The 20,437-nt window shown below is 60.5% G+C and carries 17 protein-coding genes and 1 tRNA gene; 7 read left to right on the top strand and 11 right to left on the bottom strand.

What is annotated here, in order from left to right:
* Nucleotides 1-6: 6 nt before the first annotated feature.
* A complete protein-coding gene (locus JMN37_RS04120; RefSeq protein WP_252931105.1) occupies nucleotides 7-1,653 on the bottom strand; it encodes a peptide chain release factor 3 in 1,647 nt (548 codons plus the stop codon).
* A 132-nt stretch (nucleotides 1,654-1,785) separates the two neighbouring features.
* Here JMN37_RS04120 and JMN37_RS04115 point away from each other — a divergent pair, with 132 nt between their 5' ends.
* Nucleotides 1,786-2,340, top strand: coding sequence for an NADPH-dependent FMN reductase (locus tag JMN37_RS04115; RefSeq protein WP_252931165.1), 555 nt, complete (start codon nucleotides 1,786-1,788; stop codon nucleotides 2,338-2,340).
* A 10-nt stretch (nucleotides 2,341-2,350) separates the two neighbouring features.
* On the opposite strand, the gene pth (JMN37_RS04110) is transcribed toward JMN37_RS04115, so the two are convergent.
* Nucleotides 2,351-2,944: an aminoacyl-tRNA hydrolase gene (pth, locus tag JMN37_RS04110; protein WP_252931104.1), complete on the bottom strand. Its 594-nt coding sequence runs from the start codon at nucleotides 2,942-2,944 to the stop codon at nucleotides 2,351-2,353.
* A gap of 54 nt (nucleotides 2,945-2,998) precedes the next feature.
* Between pth (JMN37_RS04110) and JMN37_RS04105 the strand changes: the two genes are divergently transcribed.
* A complete protein-coding gene (locus JMN37_RS04105) occupies nucleotides 2,999-3,922 on the top strand; it encodes a nitronate monooxygenase (protein ID WP_071573297.1) in 924 nt (307 codons plus the stop codon).
* On the opposite strand, the gene pth (JMN37_RS04100) is transcribed toward JMN37_RS04105, so the two are convergent.
* The 7 genes from pth (JMN37_RS04100) to JMN37_RS04070 all read right to left on the bottom strand — a co-directional run bounded on the left by pth (JMN37_RS04100) (nucleotide 3,919) and on the right by JMN37_RS04070 (nucleotide 11,691).
* Complete coding sequence (pth, locus tag JMN37_RS04100) at nucleotides 3,919-4,494, bottom strand: aminoacyl-tRNA hydrolase (RefSeq protein ID WP_070362779.1); 576 nt, start codon at nucleotides 4,492-4,494, stop codon at nucleotides 3,919-3,921. The two genes, JMN37_RS04105 and pth (JMN37_RS04100), sit on opposite strands and share 4 nt — an antisense overlap.
* An 84-nt stretch (nucleotides 4,495-4,578) precedes the next feature.
* The gene (locus JMN37_RS04095) at nucleotides 4,579-5,211 is read right to left on the bottom strand and encodes a 50S ribosomal protein L25/general stress protein Ctc (RefSeq protein ID WP_070362778.1); all 633 of its coding nucleotides are present in this window, start codon (nucleotides 5,209-5,211) and stop codon (nucleotides 4,579-4,581) included.
* Nucleotides 5,212-5,352: 141 nt separating this feature from the next.
* Entirely contained in the window at nucleotides 5,353-6,417 is a 1,065-nt protein-coding gene (gene hisC / locus JMN37_RS04090) for a histidinol-phosphate transaminase (RefSeq protein ID WP_252931103.1), read from the bottom strand.
* A 33-nt stretch (nucleotides 6,418-6,450) separates the two neighbouring features.
* On the bottom strand, nucleotides 6,451-7,809 hold the full coding sequence (locus JMN37_RS04085; protein ID WP_070976174.1) for an amino acid permease: 1,359 nt from the start codon (nucleotides 7,807-7,809) through the stop codon (nucleotides 6,451-6,453).
* A gap of 162 nt (nucleotides 7,810-7,971) precedes the next feature.
* Nucleotides 7,972-8,949, bottom strand: coding sequence for a ribose-phosphate diphosphokinase (locus tag JMN37_RS04080; protein WP_070362775.1), 978 nt, complete (start codon nucleotides 8,947-8,949; stop codon nucleotides 7,972-7,974).
* Nucleotides 8,950-8,958: 9 nt separating this feature from the next.
* The gene (gene glmU / locus JMN37_RS04075) at nucleotides 8,959-10,398 is read right to left on the bottom strand and encodes a bifunctional UDP-N-acetylglucosamine diphosphorylase/glucosamine-1-phosphate N-acetyltransferase GlmU (protein WP_071573299.1); all 1,440 of its coding nucleotides are present in this window, start codon (nucleotides 10,396-10,398) and stop codon (nucleotides 8,959-8,961) included.
* Nucleotides 10,399-10,464: 66 nt separating this feature from the next.
* Entirely contained in the window at nucleotides 10,465-11,691 is a 1,227-nt protein-coding gene (locus JMN37_RS04070; protein WP_252931102.1) for an MFS transporter, read from the bottom strand.
* A 54-nt stretch (nucleotides 11,692-11,745) separates the two neighbouring features.
* Here JMN37_RS04070 and JMN37_RS04065 point away from each other — a divergent pair, with 54 nt between their 5' ends.
* The gene (locus JMN37_RS04065) at nucleotides 11,746-13,278 is read left to right on the top strand and encodes a multicopper oxidase family protein (RefSeq protein WP_071573301.1); all 1,533 of its coding nucleotides are present in this window, start codon (nucleotides 11,746-11,748) and stop codon (nucleotides 13,276-13,278) included.
* 41 nt (nucleotides 13,279-13,319) lie between these two features.
* Here JMN37_RS04065 and JMN37_RS04060 read toward each other — a convergent pair whose 3' ends face one another.
* A complete protein-coding gene (locus JMN37_RS04060; RefSeq protein WP_070362772.1) occupies nucleotides 13,320-14,363 on the bottom strand; it encodes a DUF3800 domain-containing protein in 1,044 nt (347 codons plus the stop codon).
* 355 nt (nucleotides 14,364-14,718) lie between these two features.
* Here JMN37_RS04060 and JMN37_RS04055 point away from each other — a divergent pair, with 355 nt between their 5' ends.
* The 4 genes from JMN37_RS04055 (at nucleotide 14,719) to JMN37_RS04040 (ending at nucleotide 19,790) form a co-directional block, all read left to right on the top strand.
* Nucleotides 14,719-15,351, top strand: coding sequence for a TetR/AcrR family transcriptional regulator (locus JMN37_RS04055; RefSeq protein ID WP_070362771.1), 633 nt, complete (start codon nucleotides 14,719-14,721; stop codon nucleotides 15,349-15,351).
* Between the two features lie 47 nt (nucleotides 15,352-15,398).
* Entirely contained in the window at nucleotides 15,399-18,983 is a 3,585-nt protein-coding gene (gene mfd, locus JMN37_RS04050; RefSeq protein ID WP_083433236.1) for a transcription-repair coupling factor, read from the top strand.
* 74 nt (nucleotides 18,984-19,057) lie between these two features.
* Nucleotides 19,058-19,131: transfer RNA gene (locus JMN37_RS04045), tRNA-Leu, on the top strand.
* 98 nt (nucleotides 19,132-19,229) lie between these two features.
* Nucleotides 19,230-19,790, top strand: a complete 561-nt coding sequence (locus tag JMN37_RS04040) for a hypothetical protein (RefSeq protein WP_143110580.1) — start codon at nucleotides 19,230-19,232, stop codon at nucleotides 19,788-19,790.
* 18 nt (nucleotides 19,791-19,808) lie between these two features.
* Here JMN37_RS04040 and JMN37_RS04035 read toward each other — a convergent pair whose 3' ends face one another.
* Nucleotides 19,809-20,435, bottom strand: coding sequence for a class I SAM-dependent methyltransferase (locus tag JMN37_RS04035; protein WP_070362768.1), 627 nt, complete (start codon nucleotides 20,433-20,435; stop codon nucleotides 19,809-19,811).
* Nucleotides 20,436-20,437 lie beyond the last annotated feature (2 nt).

Raw genomic sequence — 20,437 nt, 5'->3', positions numbered from 1 at the left:
TCCAGACTAGTCAGCGACGAGCGGCTCCATCGTCAGGTTCGGGTGCTCCTTCTGGATGAAGGCCAGGCGCCACTTATCGCCGAATAGCGCGATCAGCTCGCCGTCGGAGCGCGTAAAGATCTCGACGCCGCGCTGGCGTCCAAGCGCCTCCGCAGACTCGGCGTCAGTCCGGCGGGCCACCGAGTACGGGATAGGCTCTGTGATGGTTTCCACGTTGTACTCGAGCTCCATGCGAGCCTGCATGACCTCGAACTGCATCGGGCCGACGGCAGCCATGACTGGTGCGGCGTCACCACGCAGGTCGTTGCGCAGGATCTGCACAACACCTTCCGCATCCAGCTGGTCGAGCGCCTTGCGGAACTGTTTGTACTTGCCAAGCGATTTCGCACGAAGCGTCTGGAAGTGCTCCGGCGCGAACTGTGGCATTGGAGGGTACTGCACCTTCTTGCCCGCGTAGATCGTGTCGCCCGGCGCAAGCGATCCGGCATTGACCAGGCCGATGATGTCGCCGGGGAAGGCGGTTTCCACGGTGTCGCGGTTTCGTCCGAACACGGTCAGCGCGTACTTGGTGGAGAAGGTACGGCCGCTTTGCGCATGGGTAACCTGCATGCCGCGGTCGAACTCACCGGAGATGACGCGCATAAACGCCAGGGTGTCACGGTGGTGCTTGTCCATGCCAGCTTGGACTTTGAACACCACGCCGGAGAAGTCGTCGTCGAGCTCGCGGTGGGAATCCATCGCGGTGGTGGAAGTCTCGACGGCCTTGGGGTCGGCGTCGCGGCCCTGCGGGGCCGGCGCGATCGCGCACAGCGTGTCCAGGATTTGGTGGACGCCGAAGTTCAACATCGCGGACGCGAAGATGATGGGGGAGGTCACGCACTGCTCGAACAGGGTCTGATCGTGCACAGCGCCGTCAGCGGCGAGCAGCTCGGCCTCCTCGACGGCGGTTTCCCACGTTTCGCCCTCGCGGTCGGCGGCCTCATCAGGGGAGTAGTGCTCCTCCGGTGCGATAGTGGAGCCGCCAGCAGTACGGATGAAGTGGATGTAGTTGTCTGCCTCGCCGTCAGCGTTGATGTGGGCGAGCCCGCGGAAGTCGCCAGCCTCGCCGACAGGCCAGTACAACGGCGTCGGCTGTAGGTCAATCTCCTGGACAATCTCGTCGACCAGCTCGAGCGGTTCGCGACCGATGCGGTCCCACTTGTTGACCACAGTGACGATCGGCAAGCCGCGCGCCTTGCAGACGCGGAAGAGCTTCAGGGTTTGCGGCTCGAGGCCCTTGGCGGCGTCGATAAGCATGACAGCGGCATCGACGGCGGACAGCACGCGGTAGGTGTCCTCGGAGAAGTCGGCGTGGCCAGGCGTATCAACCAGGTTGATCATGTACGGCGTGGTCGCCTCTGAGCCTTCGGGGAGGTACTCGAACTGGAGCGCCGAGGACGCGACCGAAATGCCGCGCTCCTTTTCCATATCCATCCAGTCAGAGACCGTCGACTTGCGGTTGCCCTTGCCGTGCACCGCACCTGCCTCCGAAATAATGTGCGCGTGCAGCGCGAGCGCCTCCGTCAGTGTTGACTTACCAGCATCGGGGTGGGCAATGACTGCGAACGTGCGGCGACGGTGGGCCTCTGCGCGGGTACCAGTAGACGTGCTCATAAGTGCTCAAGCGTAGTCGCAAGGCGGGGGAGATAGACAACCGGAGGCAGGTAGGGTGAGAAGCGGCGGTGCTATAGTCGCCGCGGTTGGGAAAGAATTAGGTCAACGTAACGCAACACTGTGAGGTTTGTGATGAAAGTCGGAATCGTGCTCGGATCCATTCGCCAAGGCCGCTTCGGCGAGCAAGTTGCCCACTGGGTCGCTGAAGCCGCTGCGAACAGCCCCGACATCACCTACGAGATCCTTGACCTCCAGGAGTTTCAAGTCCCGCTGCTCGACACGGCGACGCTACCAGGGGGCGCGAACAAACAGTACGCCGACGAGCGCGTTACCGCCTGGTCTCGCGCAGTCGATAGTTGCGACGGCTACATCTTTGTTACACCTGAGCACAACCATTCCGTGCCCGGCGCGATGAAGAACGCCTACGACAGCCTTAGCGATGAGTGGGCCATGAAGCCCGTCGCATTCGTTGGGTACAGCGCCGACGGCGCGATTCGCGCGGTGGAGCACTGGCGGCAGATCGTCGCAAACTTTTCGATGTTCGACGTGCGCAACCAAGTTGCCCTTTCACTTTTCGACGACGCCACCAACGGCACCCTCACCCCGCGCCCGCAGAAGAACACAGACCTGACGAAGATGCTGAATGCGCTGGAACAGTTTTTGCGTCACCACCACGCTTCCCAGTAGGAGAGCCGGGTTAGCTGCGCGGGTGGATCTCGTTTTGCGCTTGCGCGAGCCCGGTGCTGGTGATTGCGTGGACGGCATCGGCAGCTAACGCGATTGCGTCAGTGGGGGTGGTTGTGAATTCCGCAAGCACCCAATCGGGGATAGCGATGCCGCTTGCTTTCGGCGGCCTGCCGATGCCGACGCGCACCCGCACGTAGTCGCGCGTCCCGAGCTCCTGCGTGAGCGACTTCAACCCGTTGTGGCCGTTCTCGTTGCCGCCCTGCTTCAAACGAACCTTGCCCGGAGGCAGGTCCAGCTCGTCGTGGACGATCACGATCCGCTCCGGGGGAAGTTTGTAGCGCGCGGCGAGCGGAGCGATGGCCTTGCCGGACTCGTTCATGTAGGTGTGCGCGCGGGCGTAGGCCACACCGTCCTTCACCGCGAACGAGTAATCGCGACCTGCGATGACCGGAAGCGATTTCGCGAGCGCGTCCACAACGAGGTAGCCGACGTTGTGTCGCGTCCGCTCGTACTCGGTACCAGGATTGCCCAGCCCAACCACGAGCCAGTCGATGCTCTCAGGGGCGGGGTTGGCGCGCTTGAAGCGGCGGAAGAAGTTCAACACGGAGGCTAGTGTAAGGCAAAACCCCTCGATTCTCACGGTGGGAGCCGTTAGCGTATGGGTATGCAGCTACCGAAGATTATTGCGGCTCCGATGGCGGGAGGACCCTCCACGCCGGCCCTTGTCAACGCCGTGACGTTTGGGTTCCTTGCGTTTGGGACCTGTAGCGTCGCGCAGGCCCGCGAAGAACTTGCGGAGGTCGACGGCAACTTTGGCGTGAACTTCTTCATGCCACAGCAGATTGCGCCCGATCAGCGTGACGTCCGCGCGCTGGCCGCGGAACTTGGGGTGGAGGTGCCGGATGTTGACTTGAGCTGTGGCTTCGAGGATAAGTTTGCGATTGCGCTCGAGGCTGGCCCTGCAGTGGTCTCCTCGACGTTCGGGTGTTTTTCCGAGCACGAAATTCAACGCGCACACAACGCCGGCGCGCAGGCCTGGGCGACCGTCACCAACGAAGAAGAAGCGAAGGTTGCCGTCGCGCGTGGCGTTGACGCACTTGTGGTGCAAGGAATTTCTGCAGGAGGCCACCGCGCAACGTGGTCGCCGAACGACACTCCAGACCCGCGGGACACTCCGGAGCTCGTCCGCGCGCTCAAGGGCATTGGGGTACCAATCATCGCCGCCGGGGGCGCGCGGACCCCTGAGGAAGTCGACCTCCTCATTGATGCCGGTGCCGTGGCGGTCTCCTGCGGCAGCGTCTTCCTCCTGTCGGGCGAAGCCGGAACGAGTCCACGCAACCGAGAGCTTCTCCAAAGCGATCGACCAGCGGTGGCCAGCAGGGCGTTCAGCGGACGGGTCGCCCAGGGCATCCAGAGCGCATTCACGGTGGCACACCCAGATTTGCCACCGCTGTACCCCTACCTGCGCCCCATGACCTTGAACAATGACTACTGCCTAGTCGGTGCCCGCCGAGGCACCTTGCCTACGGGGCCCGCGGCGGCCGTGGAAGCGTGGATGGCAGGTACCGGCAAACTCCGTTAACCCTGCGCGTGGGCGATGAACGCGTCGGCCGCATCGGCAACAGCAATCGCGACATCGATCTGCTCTTTCGCCGCGAACTGGCGCAGCACGTAGTCCGCCGGCGGCATCTTGCCAGGCGGGCGTCCAATCCCGACCGCGAGCTTGTTGTAGTTCTTGCCGTTTTTCAGCTTCGACAGCGACTGGGTCACTGACTTCAGCCCGTTATGCCCGTGGTCGCCTCCGCCGGTGCGCAGCTTCACCTCTCCCAACGGAAGGTCAAGCTCGTCGTGGACCACGTACAGGTCCGCGGGGGAGGCGTCGAAGTAGTCAAGCAGCGCCTTGACCGGGCCGCCGGACACGTTCATGTAGCTTTGCGTACGTGCCAGGACTACTCGACGGTCCGCCAGAAGCCTGCCTGCGGCGAGCTCCGCAACCTGGGTATTCGTGCGCTTGTGCAGCGCAAGCGTTGCCGGCGACATCGTTGCTCTGCCCGCGAGCTCCTCAATAACAGACACGCCTACGTTATGGCGCGTTCCTTCGTATTTCGGGCCAGGGTTTCCAAGGCCTACGACGATGATTGGTGAAGCAGTCATTCCCACATCATAGGCAAAGACAGCAAAACGCCCCGTTCGCATGTGGAACGGGGCGTCGAAACGTTGTGAAACGCAGCGGGAGGATTACTCAGCTTCCTCAGTGGACTCTGCGCCAGCTTCAGCGCCGCCCTCTTCAGCTTCCTCAGCTGCAGCCTCGAGATCCTCGTCAACCTGCTCGTAGGTGAAGTTCACCAGCAGGTGATCCGGAGCGGACACCAGCTCAGCGCCCTCAGGCAGCGTGACGTCGGCAGCGGTGATGAGGTCGCCGATCTCCTTGCCATCGATGTTGACCTCGATCTCGTCCGGGATGTTCAGAGCGTCGATCTCGATCTCGATCAGGTCGGACTCGACCAGGACGACTGCGTCTGGGTGAGCCTCGCCGACAGTGACAACAGGGACCTCGACGACAACCTTCTCGCCGCGCTTAATACCGAGCAGGTCGATGTGGTCGATATCGAGGGTGATCACGTTCTGGTCGATGTGCTTGACCATCGCGAGCAGCTTCTCGCCGTCGAGCTCCAGCTCAACAATGGCGTTGACGCCCTCGTTGCGCACGATGGAGGTCATCTCGATGCGGTCGACAGAGAAGTGGATGTTGTCGATGCCAGCTTCGTAGAGAACGCCCGGGATACGGCCGTCGCGACGCAGGCGACGTGCAGCGCCCTTGCCGAACTCTTCGCGCTTCTGACCTGGGACAACAACTGGGGTAATAGCCATGTTTGTGACTCCTTTTGTAATTGGGCCACAAAAAACCTGTGACCACTGAACGGACAAATTGCTCGTCGAGTGATCACAGGCCAAAGTCTGAGATACATATCGCGTCGATAACGGCCAAAATCAGCCCTCGCCGAGACCCAGCTAGCTTAGGTTTCGACGCCCACCATTGTCAAGCGCCCGCCAGGCGGCAGTGCACGCATTGGTTTCTTCCTCGTTTGTCACCGTAATACGGATGCCTTCATCAAAGGCGCGAACAAGCACCCCGTGCGAAGCAAGCTGCGCCGCCAGATCCTGTGGTGATTCGTTCAAACTCTCTGCCGGAACCCACACGAAATTCGCCTCGGAGTGGGGAGTACCGTATGCAGCGAAGAACTCCTGCAGCCGCTCACGCTGCGCGCGCGTCCGGGCGACGCGGTCGTGGAGCTCGTCTTGTGAAGACAAGGAAGCAAGCGCACCGACCTGTGCCACCGAGCTCACACTAAACGGAACGGCGACCTTATTCAGCGCATCGATCGTCTCCTCCTGGCCGAACGCGTAGCCAACGCGCGCTCCGGCCAGTCCGTACGCCTTGGAAAAGGTCCTAAGGCACACAACGTTGGGATACACCTGAATTTCATCGACACCGCGCGGGGAGTCGGTAGCTGCGTTGTATTCGAAGTAGGCCTCGTCCAGCGCGACGATAACGTCTTGAGGGACGCGGGCCATGAAGTCAGCCCACTCGCGCTCCGTGATTGTGGTGCCCGTCGGGTTATTCGGGTTGCACACAAACACCAGGGAAGTTCGTGGGGTAATTGCATCCGCCATCGCTGGCAAATCCATCCGGTGGTCAGCCGTCAATGGCACTGCAACCGGCGTAGCTCCCGCGATCTGAGCGAAAATCGGGTACGCCTCGAACGACCGCCATGGGAAGACGACCTCGTTGCCCGGCTGCGAGGTCATGGTAACCAGCTGCTGGCACAGCGCTGAAGACCCGGTGCCGACAGCGACCTGCTCCGACCGGACGCCGAGCGAGGCAGCAATCGCCTCGCGCAGTTGCATCGCACCCATGTCCGGGTAGCGGTTCACCGACCGCAGTGATTGTGCCATCGCCTCCTCTACTGCGGGCAGTGGGCCCTCAGCAATCTCATTGGAGGAAAGCTTCACCGCACGCTCGTTCCTCTGGCCGGGGACGTAGGACGGAAGGCTATCGAGATCTTTGCGAATCAACTCGGATGCTCCTTGAGTAGAGAATAGAAAATTTTAGGCGCGCGACTTCGGCTTCAACGCCCAAATGATTGAAAGCGCGATCACCCAGCCGATCAGAGCGAACAGGCCGGTGCGGTAATCAGGCAGGAACGCCATCAGGACCAGCACCAGGATGAAGAACCCTGCACAGATCCAGTTTGCCACTGGGTACCACGGAGCGCGGAACGACACATCGGGGTGCGTCTTCCGGAAGTTCAGGTGCGCGAAGCACACAGCAGCCCAAGTAATCAGCTCGGAGCCGACGATGATGGCAAGCAGGATGGCGAACACACGACCCTCAAAGAAGTAGTTCATGAAGACCACAATGCCCATCAGCGAACCGTTGAACAGCAGAGCTCGAAGCGGCAACCCCTTTTTGGTCGTTGCGGCGAAAAATGAAGACGCCTGGCCATTGCGCGCGAGATCGCGCAGCATGCGGCTTCCCGAGTACGTCATTGTGTTACACACTGACGCAACCGCTACCAAAATAACAAGGTTGAGCAAGTGGGCGGCGCTGTCGATTCCCACAGAGGAGAGCACCCTGACGAACGGGCTGGCGGAAATATCCTGTTCGTCCCACGGCGCGAGCAGCAAGATGACGCTCATGCCACCGATGTAGAAGACCAAAATGCGCCAAATAACAGAGTTCACTGCGCGTGGGATCGTCTTCTCCGGGTGCTCTGTCTCGCCAGCTGCCGTGCCGATCGACATGATGCCGCCGAATGTAAAGGTCACCGCTACCAGGGAGAACAGCACACCAGATGCGCCATTCGGGAAGAATCCGCCGTGGACAAAGAGGTTGCCAAAACCGACTGCTGGTTCCGGACCAAGACCAAGCACCAGCACAACGCCCAGAATGATCATCAGGATCAGCGCAATGACCTTAAACAGTGAGAGCCAGTACTCGGCCTCTGCGAACACGCTCACGCGTGCTGCGTTCACAAGCATCACAACGACAAGCGTGACAAGCGCAGTGAGCCAGTGTGGAATGTCAGGGAACCAGAAGTCGAGGAAGGTACCCATCGCGGTGAGCTCAATCATGCCCACCACGATGGTGGTAAACCACCAGTTCCATCCCGTGATAAACCCGGCGCGCGGGCCGATAAACTCACGAGCATAGGCCGCGAACGAGCCTGAGACAGGATGCGCTACTGCCATCTCGCCGAGCATGCGCATCAGCAGATAGACGATGAACCCGACAATTAAAAATGTGAGCAGGACCGCTGGGCCCGCATAGCTAATGGATTCCGCAGAACCAAGAAACAGGCCAGTTCCGATACAGGAACCGAATGCGATCATCTGCAGCTGGCGGTTTTTCACCTTGCGCTGCAGGCCACCATCGCTGGTGACTTGGTGTTGTTCATCGCCGCTCATTGGCGTACTCCTTGCGATAAAGATTGCCGGATAGCCGGAGGCTTCCTCACACATTAATCAATTGCGTGTGTCAGACAACCGTTGGGTGTGCACAAAGAACCCCCTTGACGCCGCTTCGCGGGGAAGCGCGCAAGGGGGAGATCCCGAAAGTGAGGCGTAAGGCTATGCCTGTCCCTCGAAGAGCGTCGTTACCGAGCCATTTTCGAAAATCTCGTGAATGGTCTTTGCCAGCAGCGGAGCGATGGAAAGCACGGTGAGGTTCTTCCAGCCTTCGGTGCTCTGCGGAAGCGTGTCGGTCGTGATCACTTCCTCCGCGCCACAGTCGCTCAGACGCTCACGTGCCGGGTCAGAGAAGACACCGTGGGTACACGCGATGACGACCGACTTCGCGCCGGCCTTCTTCAGCACGCCGACCGCACCTGCGATGGTGCCACCGGTATCAATCATGTCGTCCATCAGGATGCAGTCTTTGCCGTCGACGTCGCCGACAACGCGGTTGGAGACAACCTTGTTCGCGGCGTCGATGTCTCGAGTCTTGTGCACGAACGCCATCGGGGCATCACCCAACATATTGGCCCACTTCTCAGCCGACTTCACGCGGCCAGCGTCAGGGGAGACCACCACGAGGTTGTCCATCGGGTACTTGGACTTGATGTAGTCCACCAGGATTGGCTGAGCGTGCATGTGGTCGACCGGGCCATCGAAGAAGCCCTGGATCTGATCCGTGTGCAGATCCACGGACACGATGCGGTCTGCGCCGGCAGCGGTGAGCAGGTCAGCAACCAGGCGGGCGGAGATAGGCTCGCGGCCACGGTGCTTCTTGTCCTGGCGGGCGTACGGGTAGAACGGCAGAATCGCGGTGATGCGCTTTGCGGAACCACGCTTGAGTGCATCAATCATGATGAGCTGCTCCATCAGCCACTTATTCAGCGGCTGCGCGTGCGACTGCATCACAAAGCAGTCCGAGCCACGCACGGACTCTTCGAAGCGGACAAAGATTTCACCATTCGCAAAATCGCGCGCGGTGGTCGGTACCAACTCGATGTTCAGACACTTTGCGACGGCCTCCGCAAGCTCAGGGTGGGCGCGTCCAGTAAATAGCTTGAGGTCTTTTTGGCTTTCCGTGGAATATCCAGTCATGGTGATCCTTTAGTTCTCGCGTGCTTTCTTTGCAGCATTCGCTGCGTCCGTACCCGGGCGGTTGGCCTCAACCCAACCTTCGATGTTGCGCTGATGGCCTTCCTTGATGGCCAGCGCACCCGCCGGCACATCCTTTGTTACCACCGTACCTGCGCCAGTGTACGCGCCATCGCCTACGGTTACTGGCGCTACGAACATCGTGTCCGAGCCAGTTCGGCAGTAGTCACCGATCGTGGTGTGGTGCTTCTGGACGCCGTCGTAGTTGGCGAACACAGACGATGCGCCGATGTTGGACTCGCGGCCAACGGTGGCGTCGCCAATGTAGGTCAGGTGTGGCACCTTTGAGCCTTCGCCAATCTTTGCGTTCTTGGCTTCGACGAATCCGCCGAGCTTGCCATTCGCGCCAAGTTCGGTGCCTGGGCGGATGAACGTGAATGGGCCGACGTTCGCGTTCGCGCCGATGACGGAGAGGGAGCCCTGCGTGCGGACAACCTGTGCACCCTCGCCGACCTCCATGTCCGTCAAGGTGGTATCTGGGCCGATGGTCGCGCCGTTGCCAATCACGGTTGAGCCCCACAGCTGTGTGTTTGGCTGAATGATGACGTCCTGGCCGATCTCAACATCCACGCCGATCCATGTCGTAGCAGGGTCGACGACAGTGGCGCCGGCGCGCATGGCGCGCTCGACCAGGCGACGGTTGAGTTCCTTGCCGGCCTCGGCGAGCTGCACGCGGTCGTTCACGCCGGCCAACTCGCGAGGGTCCTTCGCCACGTAGGCGCTGACGGCTTTGCCGTCGCCGCGCGCGATGCCGAGTACGTCGGTGATGTAGAGCTCGCCCTGCGCGTTGTTGGCGTCGATGCGGGTCAGCGCATCGCGCAGGACCGCGGCATCGAAGGCGAACACGCCGGAGTTGACCTCACGGACCTTCTTCTGTTCCTCGTTAGCGTCCTTTTCCTCCACGATTTCCAACACGTTGCCGGAAGCGTCGCGGATGATGCGGCCGTAGCCAGTTGGGTTGTCGAACTCGAGCGACAGCACGGTGACGGCGGCGCTGGTGGCTTTGTGGGCGTCGATAAGCTCGGTGATTGTCGATGGCTGCAACAGCGGCACATCACCGTTCGTAACAACGACAGTGCCCTCGAAGTCTGGGATGACCTCAAGCCCGCACTGCACCGCGTGGCCCGTGCCGTTTTGCTCCTCCTGCACTGCCTGCTTGATGCTGCGCCCCATCTCCTCGGCGATGGCATCGACGGCGGGGGAGACCTGGTCGCGCTGGTGGCCGACAACCGCGACGAGCTCCTGCGGGCCTACCGCATTGGCTGCGTGCAGCGAGTGCGCGAGCAGACTGCGTCCGCCGATCTCGTGCAGTGTTTTCTGGATGCTGGACTTCATGCGCGTGCCCGCACCTGCGGCGAGGACTACGACGGCGCATTCAGGATGATTTACCACTGAACGGGTACTCCTTAATTCATCGGTGAATGAGGTATAAAACCAACTGCACAACAGCATAACGCGCTACGCGCGCGAGTTTGCAGACACATCCTTCAAACCTGCCGCGCGCCACACACCCACCGCGCCGACTGCGGCCAGGAACAGCAGCGTTGCCTCAGGTCCAAGGGTCGAAACCGCCGATGAAATCGCACCGACGATCAGCAGGACGATCCCCATCGCTGTGTTCGCGGCGCCGGTGATCATCGTGCGTCGATCACCCTCCGCCATGTCCACGAGATAGGTCTTTCGGCCCACGCGCACCGTCGTGTGCGCCAAGTTGACCAGGAAAAACCCGTTTGGCATGATCCAGCGGTTGACCTCGGGAGCAAGCCAGTGCCCAGACATCACCAAGAGCACGAGCACGACGGATGCGGTGCCAGCAGCCCACGCCATCGCGTTTTTCGACGACTTATCCGCCCACATACCGGAGACCTTTCCACCAACGAGTGCGGCGCCACCCGACGCCAGGATGAAGCCGCCGAGTGAGGAAAGGTTCGTGCCCTGTTGCTGGGCCAGCACGACAATAAATGGCGTCGATAAGGCGGTGACCAGCATGAGGGAGCGAACGATGAGGAACTTCTGCAGGTTCCTGTCGTCCTTAATCAGGTCCCACGTTTGGCGTGCCCACCCCTTGCTGGAGGCCTCCGAGGGTTCCTCTTCAGGCTCCTTAATGGTGCGGAAAACCAGGGAGGCGAACGCCCACGTGGAGGCGCCCGCCGCAAGAAGCGTCACCAGGACCCATCGGGGTAGGTCATTCGGGAGAATTGCGAACAGGACACCGATCGCGAGGGTGACGGCGCCAGACAGCGCGGTAGCCCGCCCCGTGATGAGACCACGGCGACCCTTCGATACGGTTCGTCCCTGCACATCTTTGCCTGAGATTGAACACAGCGCACGGAAGATCGAGAGCGCTGCAAGCAGGATGACAACCGCAACGCCTAAGGCAGCACCACTGAGCAGCGCCGCAGAAAGCGCGATCAGACCAGCTGATGCGGCCTGGCCCCACGAACCAACCAACCACACCCATTTTCGCGAACGCTGCGAGGTGACCCATGGGCTCAGCGCGGCTTGCGGCAGCATTGAGCCTGATTCGCGGATCGGTACCAAGAATGCCGTGAATAGGGCTGGTACCCCGGCAGCTGTGAACAGCCACGGTAATACTGTCTTTGCAGCAACGATTTGGTCACCGATTCCCTGCAAGCCGTTGGCCCACACGAATCTGCGTGCGTTGTACTCCTCGTGAGACGTCATACCAAAGATAGTAGGGTCGGCAGCAGAGTTTACGCATTCGAAAGAGGAGAACCCATGGCTTCGGCACGCGCTCACCGCAACGTCATCAGTAGAAGGACATTCTTTAAAGGCGCACTGTTTACGCAGGTTGCGCTGTTGGCGGCGTGCGCCGGGGAAGGCCCGGGAGGGGTACGCTCCGGCCAGGCGACGCCCGAAGGCGCTGAGGCCGAAGCCCGCCCGCTTCCTATCCCGCCGCTGGAGCAAGGCACGCTCAATGGCACCACGCGCAGCTTTGAGCTGACCGCGCAGCAAGGCGAGTACGAAATCGTGCCCGGCACCACGACGAAGACTTGGGGCTTCAACGGCCCCTGGCTTGGTCCTACGCTGTACATGCGGCAGGGTGAAACCATTGAGATGAAGGTGAACAACGCGCTCGATGAGCCCACGGTGGTGCACTGGCACGGCCTGCACTTGCCCGCGGCGGCGGACGGCGGTCCAGCGCTCATCTTCGATCCAGGCACGAGCTGGGAGCCGACATGGCAGGTCGAGCAGGCCGCATCCACCTGCTGGTACCACCCGCACCCGCACGAGATCTCCGCTTTGCACGCCTACCGCGGGCTCGCCGGAGGCATTGTCATCGCCGATGACGCAGCTGATGCACTCGGCTTGCCGCAGGAGTACGGCGTCGACGACATCCCCGTCATCATCACCGACGCGAAGTTCACCGAGGACGGCCAGCTCGACGAAACCATCGACCCAACTTATGGCCTCCTCGGGACAACGCCGCTGGTTAACGGCATCACGAAGCCGCGCTTTGAGGCGTCGACAAGCCGTGTCCGACTTCGCATCTTCAACGGTGCAACGATGCGTTTCCACCACCTGAGCCTCGGCGTGCCGTTCAACATCATCGCAACCGATCAGGGGCTTCTCGACGCCCCCATCGAAGCCGACGCGGTCCTGCTGAGCCCAGGCGAGCGTGTGGAGATCATCGTGGACCTTGAAGTCGGTAAGGACTTGGTGCTGCGCAGCGACGGCGTCCCGAATGGGGGAGGCCTGCCTGACGAGGAAGTTGCTAACGGGTTCGGTCTGCAAGACACCTTCGACCTGCTTGAGATCGCAGCCCCGACACACGACACCCCTCTCGACGCGCTACCGACGCAACTCATCCCCGTGGTGCGCCCCGATGTCAGCGGCGCGCCGACGCGTGAATTCCGGCTCAACGGCTTCCAGATCAACGAGCAATCCATGGATATGGAACGCGTCGACTTTGTCATCGACCACAACGGTCCGGAAATCTGGCGCGTCACTAACGAGAACTCCGACTGGCCACACAACTTCCACGTCCACAACGCCAGGTTCCTGGTGGACAAGGTGGACAACGGCGAGGTTGCTTTCACCGAAGGCTGGCACGACACGATCTATGTACCGCCACTGTCAACCGTCACCCTCATTGTGGAGTTCGGCTGGCACCCGGATCCGACCTTGGCGTACATGTACCACTGCCACATGCTCTTCCACGAAGATGAAGGGATGATGGGGCAGTTCGTCATGGTTGAGCCTGGGCAGAAGGCGAACCTGCGGCCGATGCCGGAGGGGCATCACCACTAGGCTAAGTTCCAGGAAGACCACGACCTGAAAAGGTTTAAGAATTACTTGGAAGCTTTGCCTCCGCGAATGGCGTCTAACTTCCGTTGTAAGTCAGGGGAACCTGCCGAGACGATGCGCTGCAGCATTTGTTGGTTGCCTTGCATACGGCGTTTGTTTCTGGCTTCGTGCTCCGCAGCGATTTCCCAAAACTTTGTCGTGTTTATTAGATGCTTTGGAGAGCACTTCAATGAGTGATCGGTTGAATTGCTCCAAATAATCGAGTTGCTGGAGGGCGAACAGCGCTTGAACACATCTCTACAGAGGTCGACCGACCAAGCAAATTGTGACCGTTCTGCGAAGTGGTAGTCTGTGAGCCGTCCGAGCAACGCACACGTCCAGTCAGCAAACTGGATAGTTCCGTATAAGTGACTGTCGGCCTGAATCGGAACTTCAATGATGCTGCGGTTATCTTTGTTGGTTTTGCTGTAAATAGTTTTGCCAAGTGTTGCGACCGCACGTTCACGGTTGTCCGTATCAGTTGCATCCATGATGACCAGCAGCTCTTCATTGGCTTTCGTCGCTATCCTGCCAAGCCTATTGATGGCTTGGATCAAACAATGTTCCTCGCGCTCTTGAGAAGTCTCTTTAGTGACGCTGACTGGGCCAATTGGCTTCTCTTGTCCAAAGAAGAAGAGTTGACCACCAAGATTTCCCAGTTTTCGGTACAGCCTCTTAGTCGCTGGGTTGATTTCATCCTTGTACTCGCGGATATTCGCGGTGGTAAAGAGTGCTGATCCCTTCTTTTCCCACCGTCTTGGATGCGCATTAGCTTGCGTAATTTCCCAGTCAAGAAGCTGTTCTTTTACGTACTCAAAATAGCCACCAAATTGCCGAACGCTGTGCGACGGTATCAAATACCCGGCATAACCAAATACTGGGTGTGTATTAAACTTTTTATGGTCATGTCGGATGTAGGGGCCCTGGTGTCCGAATTCATCGAGGTAGGCTATGAGCATGGCGGTTCCTTCGAGATAGCTCAGCGGCCAGAACAATGCTTTGCTCTGGCCGCCGGAATTAGCGCGGTACGCGTGTTTCAGCGCCGCCACTGCAATTTCAATATAGCTTTTCCGGTAAACGGAGTCAATCGTGCAGTTTCGTGACTACATTTTGACTACATAAACCCCCACAAACGCCCTCAAACGCCCCACAGTTCACCCCGCTGGAAAACGAAAAACACCCCCAACCCAGGCAAAGCGCCAGGTAGCGGGGGCAATAAAAAGCTTCCCCACCAGGACTCGAACCTAGAATGACGGTACCAAAAACCGTAGTGTTGCCGATTACACCATGGGGAATTACTCGACCTAGTGTAACCGAAACCTCACGAAATGTTAAAAAGTGTGATGAGCTGGCAGTTTACGGGCTGTCGGGGTGATGCCCGGGGTGGGCTCTAAGCTAGAATGCATGGCTCGGCAGCGAATGACAAGAACGCAGCGCAGGGACCAGTTGCTCGCAATTGGTCGCGCTGCCTTTGCAGAACGTGGATTTGATGGAATCTCCATGGAGGAGATTGCGCTGCGTGCAGATGTGTCGAAGCCCGTCGTGTACGAACACTTTGGCAGTAAGACCGGGTTGTACGACGCCGTCGTTTCGCAGGAGATGGCGCGGTTCGAGCGCACGATTGTCGAAGTGATCCAGAACGGACGCTGGCGAGAGCGCATTGATAATGGCGTGTTGGCTCTGCTGACGTACATCGATGAGGAAACTGATGGGTTTATCATCCTGGTGCACGGTAGGATCCTCGGACGTGAACGAACGTACTCGACAGTGCTGAACCGCGTAACTGCGGAGGTGTCCTACCTGCTTGAGCGTGCGTTTGAGCACCGCGGCCTCGATGCTTCGGTGGCGGCACTGTACGGGCAGGCGCTGGTTGGGACCGTGTCGAATACGGCGTTGTGGTGGTTGGACCAACGGGGCGTCGATACGCGGTTGGATAAGGCGACGGTCGCGGCGCACATTTCGAACCTGTGCTGGAACGGGTTGAGCGGGTTGGAGGCACAGCCCCGCATCATGACGAACGAAGTGGAGGAACAGTAGTGGAAGAACAGACAGCTCAGGCGCCTGCGTTGGGTGGTTTGCTCACTATGGCGCTTACCGACCCGAAGCTTAAGGGCTTGGTGGGTAACATCGGCGTCGACTCGCTGCACGTGACTGGAATTGACCAGGTTCGTTCGTGGGCTACGGGTGCGCTGGCTCGCCAGGTTCCGGTGCTGTTGGTGACCGCAACGAGCCACGAGGCGGAGGATCTGACTGCTGAACTGCAGGCGATGCTCGGAAAAGGCAAGGTCGCCAACTTCCCCGCTTTTGAGACGCTGCCTCACGAGCGGTTGTCGCCGGCGCCTGATGTCGTGGGTGCCCGTGCGAAGGTGCTGTGGGAGATGCCCCAGGTCATCGTCGCCTCGGCGCGCGCCTTCTGCCAGCCAGTGTTGCCCGCGGTGGAGCCGATTACAGTGAAAGTCGATACCGAGTGGGACTTCACGGAGCTGACCGAACAAGCCGTCAACTTCGCCTACGAGCACGTCGACATGGTGGCAAAGCGCGGGGAGTTCGCCACGCGCGGTGGCATCATCGATATCTTTCCGACCACCGCCGAGTACCCAGTGCGCCTCGAGTTCTGGGGCGACGAAGTCACCGACATCCGAAGCTTCGCCGTCGCCGACCAGCGCACCATCGAGGAGCTCACATCCGTCGAGCTTTTTCCGGCGCGCCAGTTAATTATCGACGCCAGCGTGGCCAAACGCGCCGATGAGCTTGCCCGCACGAACCCGTCGAATACCACGCTGGTGCAGCTGCTCACGCGGATCTCTGAGCACACCCACGCCGATGGGGAAGAGGTACTCATCCCGGTGCTCAGCGACGCGAAGTACTCGGTGCTGCCGGAGCTCATGCCGAAGGGCAGCATTGTGTTCGTCTCTGGGCCTGAAAAGGTGCGCACCCGTATCGCGGACCTCGAAGCCACGGACCAGGAATTCTTGGAAGCTGGGTGGGAGGCCGCGGCGATGGGTGCGGAGGGCCCGCTTGCTGTGGAGGGGCTGGACGTATCGGCGTCCTCGTTCCGTTCGTTCGAGTCGTTGGAAGTGTCGGCACGCAACGCGGGCAACGCGTGGTGGACATTCGCACCTCCAGGCATGTTTGCCGCCGATGATGCGATGACGCTGCCGCTGGAATTCGAGGCTGCACCCGCACCGAAGGGCGAGCCCAAAGCAATTGAGCAGCTCTACGCGACGTTGAAACTGCACGTGCAAACCAACGGGGGCAAGGTAGCGTTCGTGGCGCCAGCGAAGGGCACCGTTGAGCGCATGGCGGAGCGACTGAGGGAGCACGGTATCTCGGCGCGCATCGCCACCCCTGGGTTGGAACCCGTCGATGGCGCGGTCACGGTCTACCAGTCCCTTTCACATGCAGGTCTCGTGTTCCCCGGACCCAACCTCGTGGTAGTGACAGAAACCGACGTGACCGGCAACCGCGTCGGCGACATCGCTGGCGCGAAGCGGCGCCGCCCGCGGCGCCGGAACCGGGTGGACCCACTCGCGCTGACTCCCGGTGATTTTGTTGTGCATGACACGCATGGCATCGGCAAGTTCATCAAGATGGCCGAGCGCACCATCAAAACCGGTGACGAAGCCTCCCGGCGCGAGTACATCGTGTTGGAATACCAACCAGCTAAGCGCGGCCAGCCCGGCGATCAGCTCTGGGTGCCGATGGAATCCCTCGACCTGCTGAGCAAATACACCGGCGGCGAGAAGCCTTCGCTGTCCAAGATGGGCGGCTCCGACTGGAAGAACACCAAGCGCAAGGCGCGCGCCGCCGTACGTGAGATCGCCGGCGAACTCATTGAGCTTTACGCTAAGCGTCAGGCCGCGCCGGGCCACGCTTTCGGCCCAGACACGCCGTGGCAACACGAGATGGAGGACGCGTTCCCGTTCGTAGAAACGGAGGACCAGCTCGCTGCCATTGAGGCGGTCAAGGAGGACATGGAGAAGCCGACACCGATGGACCGCGTGATCGTCGGTGACGTGGGATTCGGAAAGACCGAGGTTGCTGTTCGCGCCGCGTTCAAGGCAGTGCAAGACGGACAGCAGGTGGCGGTGCTTGTGCCGACGACGCTTCTTGCCCAGCAGCATTACTCCACGTTCAACGAGCGCATGGACGGCTTCGGGGTCACCGTTCGCGAGCTGTCGCGCTTTACTTCAGCGAAGGAAGCTAAGGAGATTATGGCAGGGTTGGCGGATGGTTCCGTCGACGTTGTGATCGGCACACACCGTCTGCTGCAGACGGGCGTGTTCTGGAAGCAGCTTGGCCTCATCATTGTGGATGAGGAGCAGCGCTTCGGCGTAGAGCACAAGGAGCACATCAAGGCCCTGAAGAGTCACGTCGACGTGCTCACGATGACCGCGACGCCAATCCCGCGGACCCTGGAGATGAGCCTGACGGGCATCCGCGAGATGACCTCGATCACGACTCCTCCGGAGGACCGCCACCCGGTGCTGACCTACGTTGGCCCGCAGGAAGAGAAGCAGGTTGCGGCAGCTATTCGACGCGAACTGCTCCGCGACGGCCAGGTGTTTTATATCCACAACCGCGTTTCCGATATTGAGAAGACGGCGCGCTCCCTGCGGCAACTCGTACCCGAGGCCCGCGTCGTGGTCGCGCATGGGCAGATGGGTGAGCAGCAGCTTGAGCAGACAGTCCAAGGGTTTTGGAACCGCGAATTCGACGTGCTTGTCTGCACCACCATCGTGGAGACCGGCCTGGACATCGCCAACGCTAACACCCTGATCGTGGAGAACGCGCAGAACATGGGTCTGAGCCAGCTGCACCAGCTGCGCGGGCGCGTCGGGCGTTCCCGCGAACGCGGCTACGCGTACTTCCTGTACCCGAAAGAGAAGACACTCACCGAAACGTCCTACGACCGACTTGCGACCATCGCACAGAACAACGACCTCGGCGCCGGCATTGCTGTCGCGCAGAAGGACCTGGAGATGCGCGGTGCCGGCAACGTGCTCGGCGCGGAGCAGTCCGGCCACATTGCAGGTGTTGGCTTCGACATGTACGTCCGGCTGGTCGGGGAGGCCGTCGAAACGTACAAGGCGCTCATGACCGGCGAAGTCGTCGACGCGACAGACCAGGGCCCGAAGGAGATCCGAGTGGATCTGCCTGTCGACGCCCACATCCCCGAAAGCTACATCAACGCCGAGCGCCTGCGCCTGGACGTGTACCGAAAACTTGCCGAGGCCCGCGATGAGCAGGACCTGCGCAAGGTTGCCGAGGAAATGATCGACCGCTTCGGACCACTTCCGACCGAGGTCTTGCGCCTCTTCGCGGTTGCACGCGTGCGCCACTTGGCTCGAACTGCTGGAATCTCGGATATCTTGACTCAAGGCACGAGGATCAAGTTCCACCCCGTGGAGTTGCCAGACTCGAAGCAAGTCAGGTTGAAGCGCCTGTACTCGGGAGCGAATTACCGTGCTGCGGCAAAGACACTGCAGGTACCAATGCCACGTGAAGGCAAAGGCATCAACCAGCCAAACCTGCGCGACATGGAGCTGCTGCAGTGGGTCGCCGACTTCATCGCGGACATTTTCGATGCCGAGAAGATCTCCGTTACTGGTGAGTCCGATGGCGACGGTGGCAGGAAAAAGAAACGCATCATCAGTGTGAGCCAGTAGCGGTTTCTACCGGGCTTTGTCCGGTGGTGCCTATTGGGAGTTTTCCCGGTGCTGCCTGTACTATGGGCCCGTGCGCCCCTATAGCCCAATCGGCAGAGGCAGTTGACTTAAAATCAATTCAGTGTGGGTTCGAGTCCCACTGGGGGCACAACGCAACGTCCCGCATACCTACAGGTAGCGGGACCTTTTGTGTTCCTATCGGCTATGCTGTGGGCACCCCTTTTCTCCGAAGACCTTGAGGAAGCAATGAAGCAATACGCAGCAGTCGGGATGATCGCAGTCGCTTGTTTGGGCGTTGTGGGTTGTTCCGGTGACAGTGGTTCGAGCTCCAGCAGCAACGATGCAGCCCCGGCCACGATCACCCAAACAATCACCACCACAGATTCACACGCGGAGGACACCGCCGCCCCAACCAGCGCCTCCGAGGATACCGAGACTCATACATTTTCAACGCGCCACTCCATCAACACTGGTCAAGTAGGAGGGGAGTGTGGCGCCACTGAGTTCGGCGACCGAATCAAGGCGGGACCCGCAACATCGTGCGAATTTGCAGCTGAGATCTTCGACGTCGCCTACGCCGCAACCTGGCGCTACGTAGCGGCGAACCCCAACGTGAACGCGGTGCCGCGGGCTGATATCTCGGTGACGAGTCCCGTCACCGGCGAAACCTACCCGATGGTGTGCAAGATGGGCAGCGATGGCCGTGACATGTGGTGCGATCACCCCGAAGACGAGAACAACTCGGTGCACTTCTACACGTCTGGCGGTAGCCAACGGATGGCGAATCGCGTCAACCTTGTTCAGTAAGGTCGGGCCAGCGAACTATTAGAGTAGGTTCGTTAACGAGCGAACGGCCTGCTCATCAACCTTTGGCTTTTGCAACACAGCAACCAAGAACCCGGACTGCTCCGTGAACGGCTCCAAGTCCCAGCTCGCAAACTGGTGCTGTGGCTGGAACCCGACTTCGTGGCACATGGTGAGGAAGTCGTCGAACTCCCATCCGCGCCCACGCCCGAAGCCGACGACGAACCGTCCGCCCGGACGTAGCGTTCGGAAGATGTTCTCAAGCGCGGGCCTGCGACCGTCGACGGCGAGGAACCCCATCACGTTGCCTGCCGAGACCGCAATATCGATATCGCGGACCTCGATCGGATCGGCGGAAAGGTCGCCAACTACCCAAGTTGCTTCGGGGAAGTCTTGCTTCGCGTACCCGATCAGCACCGGGTCGATGTCCACACCGAAGACGATATGTCCACGCTTTGCCAGATAGCCGCCAAGGCGACCAGTCCCGCACCCTGCATCGAGGATGCGGGAGTGGCGGGCGGAGAGGGCGTCGATAAGCCGGGCCTCCCCGTCGATATCTTTGCCCTGTTGCACGAAGTTGCGCCACCGCTGGGCGTAATTCTCGGAGTGGTCAGGGTTTGCAGCGACAATTTCTTTCCAAGTGGCCATGC

The organism is Corynebacterium lipophilum, from assembly GCF_024102595.1.
In the GTDB taxonomy this organism is placed as follows: Bacteria; Actinomycetota; Actinomycetes; order Mycobacteriales; family Mycobacteriaceae; genus Corynebacterium; species Corynebacterium pseudogenitalium.
Note: the sequence above shows the minus strand (reverse complement) of the source record. Positions and strands in the feature narration are given on the sequence as shown.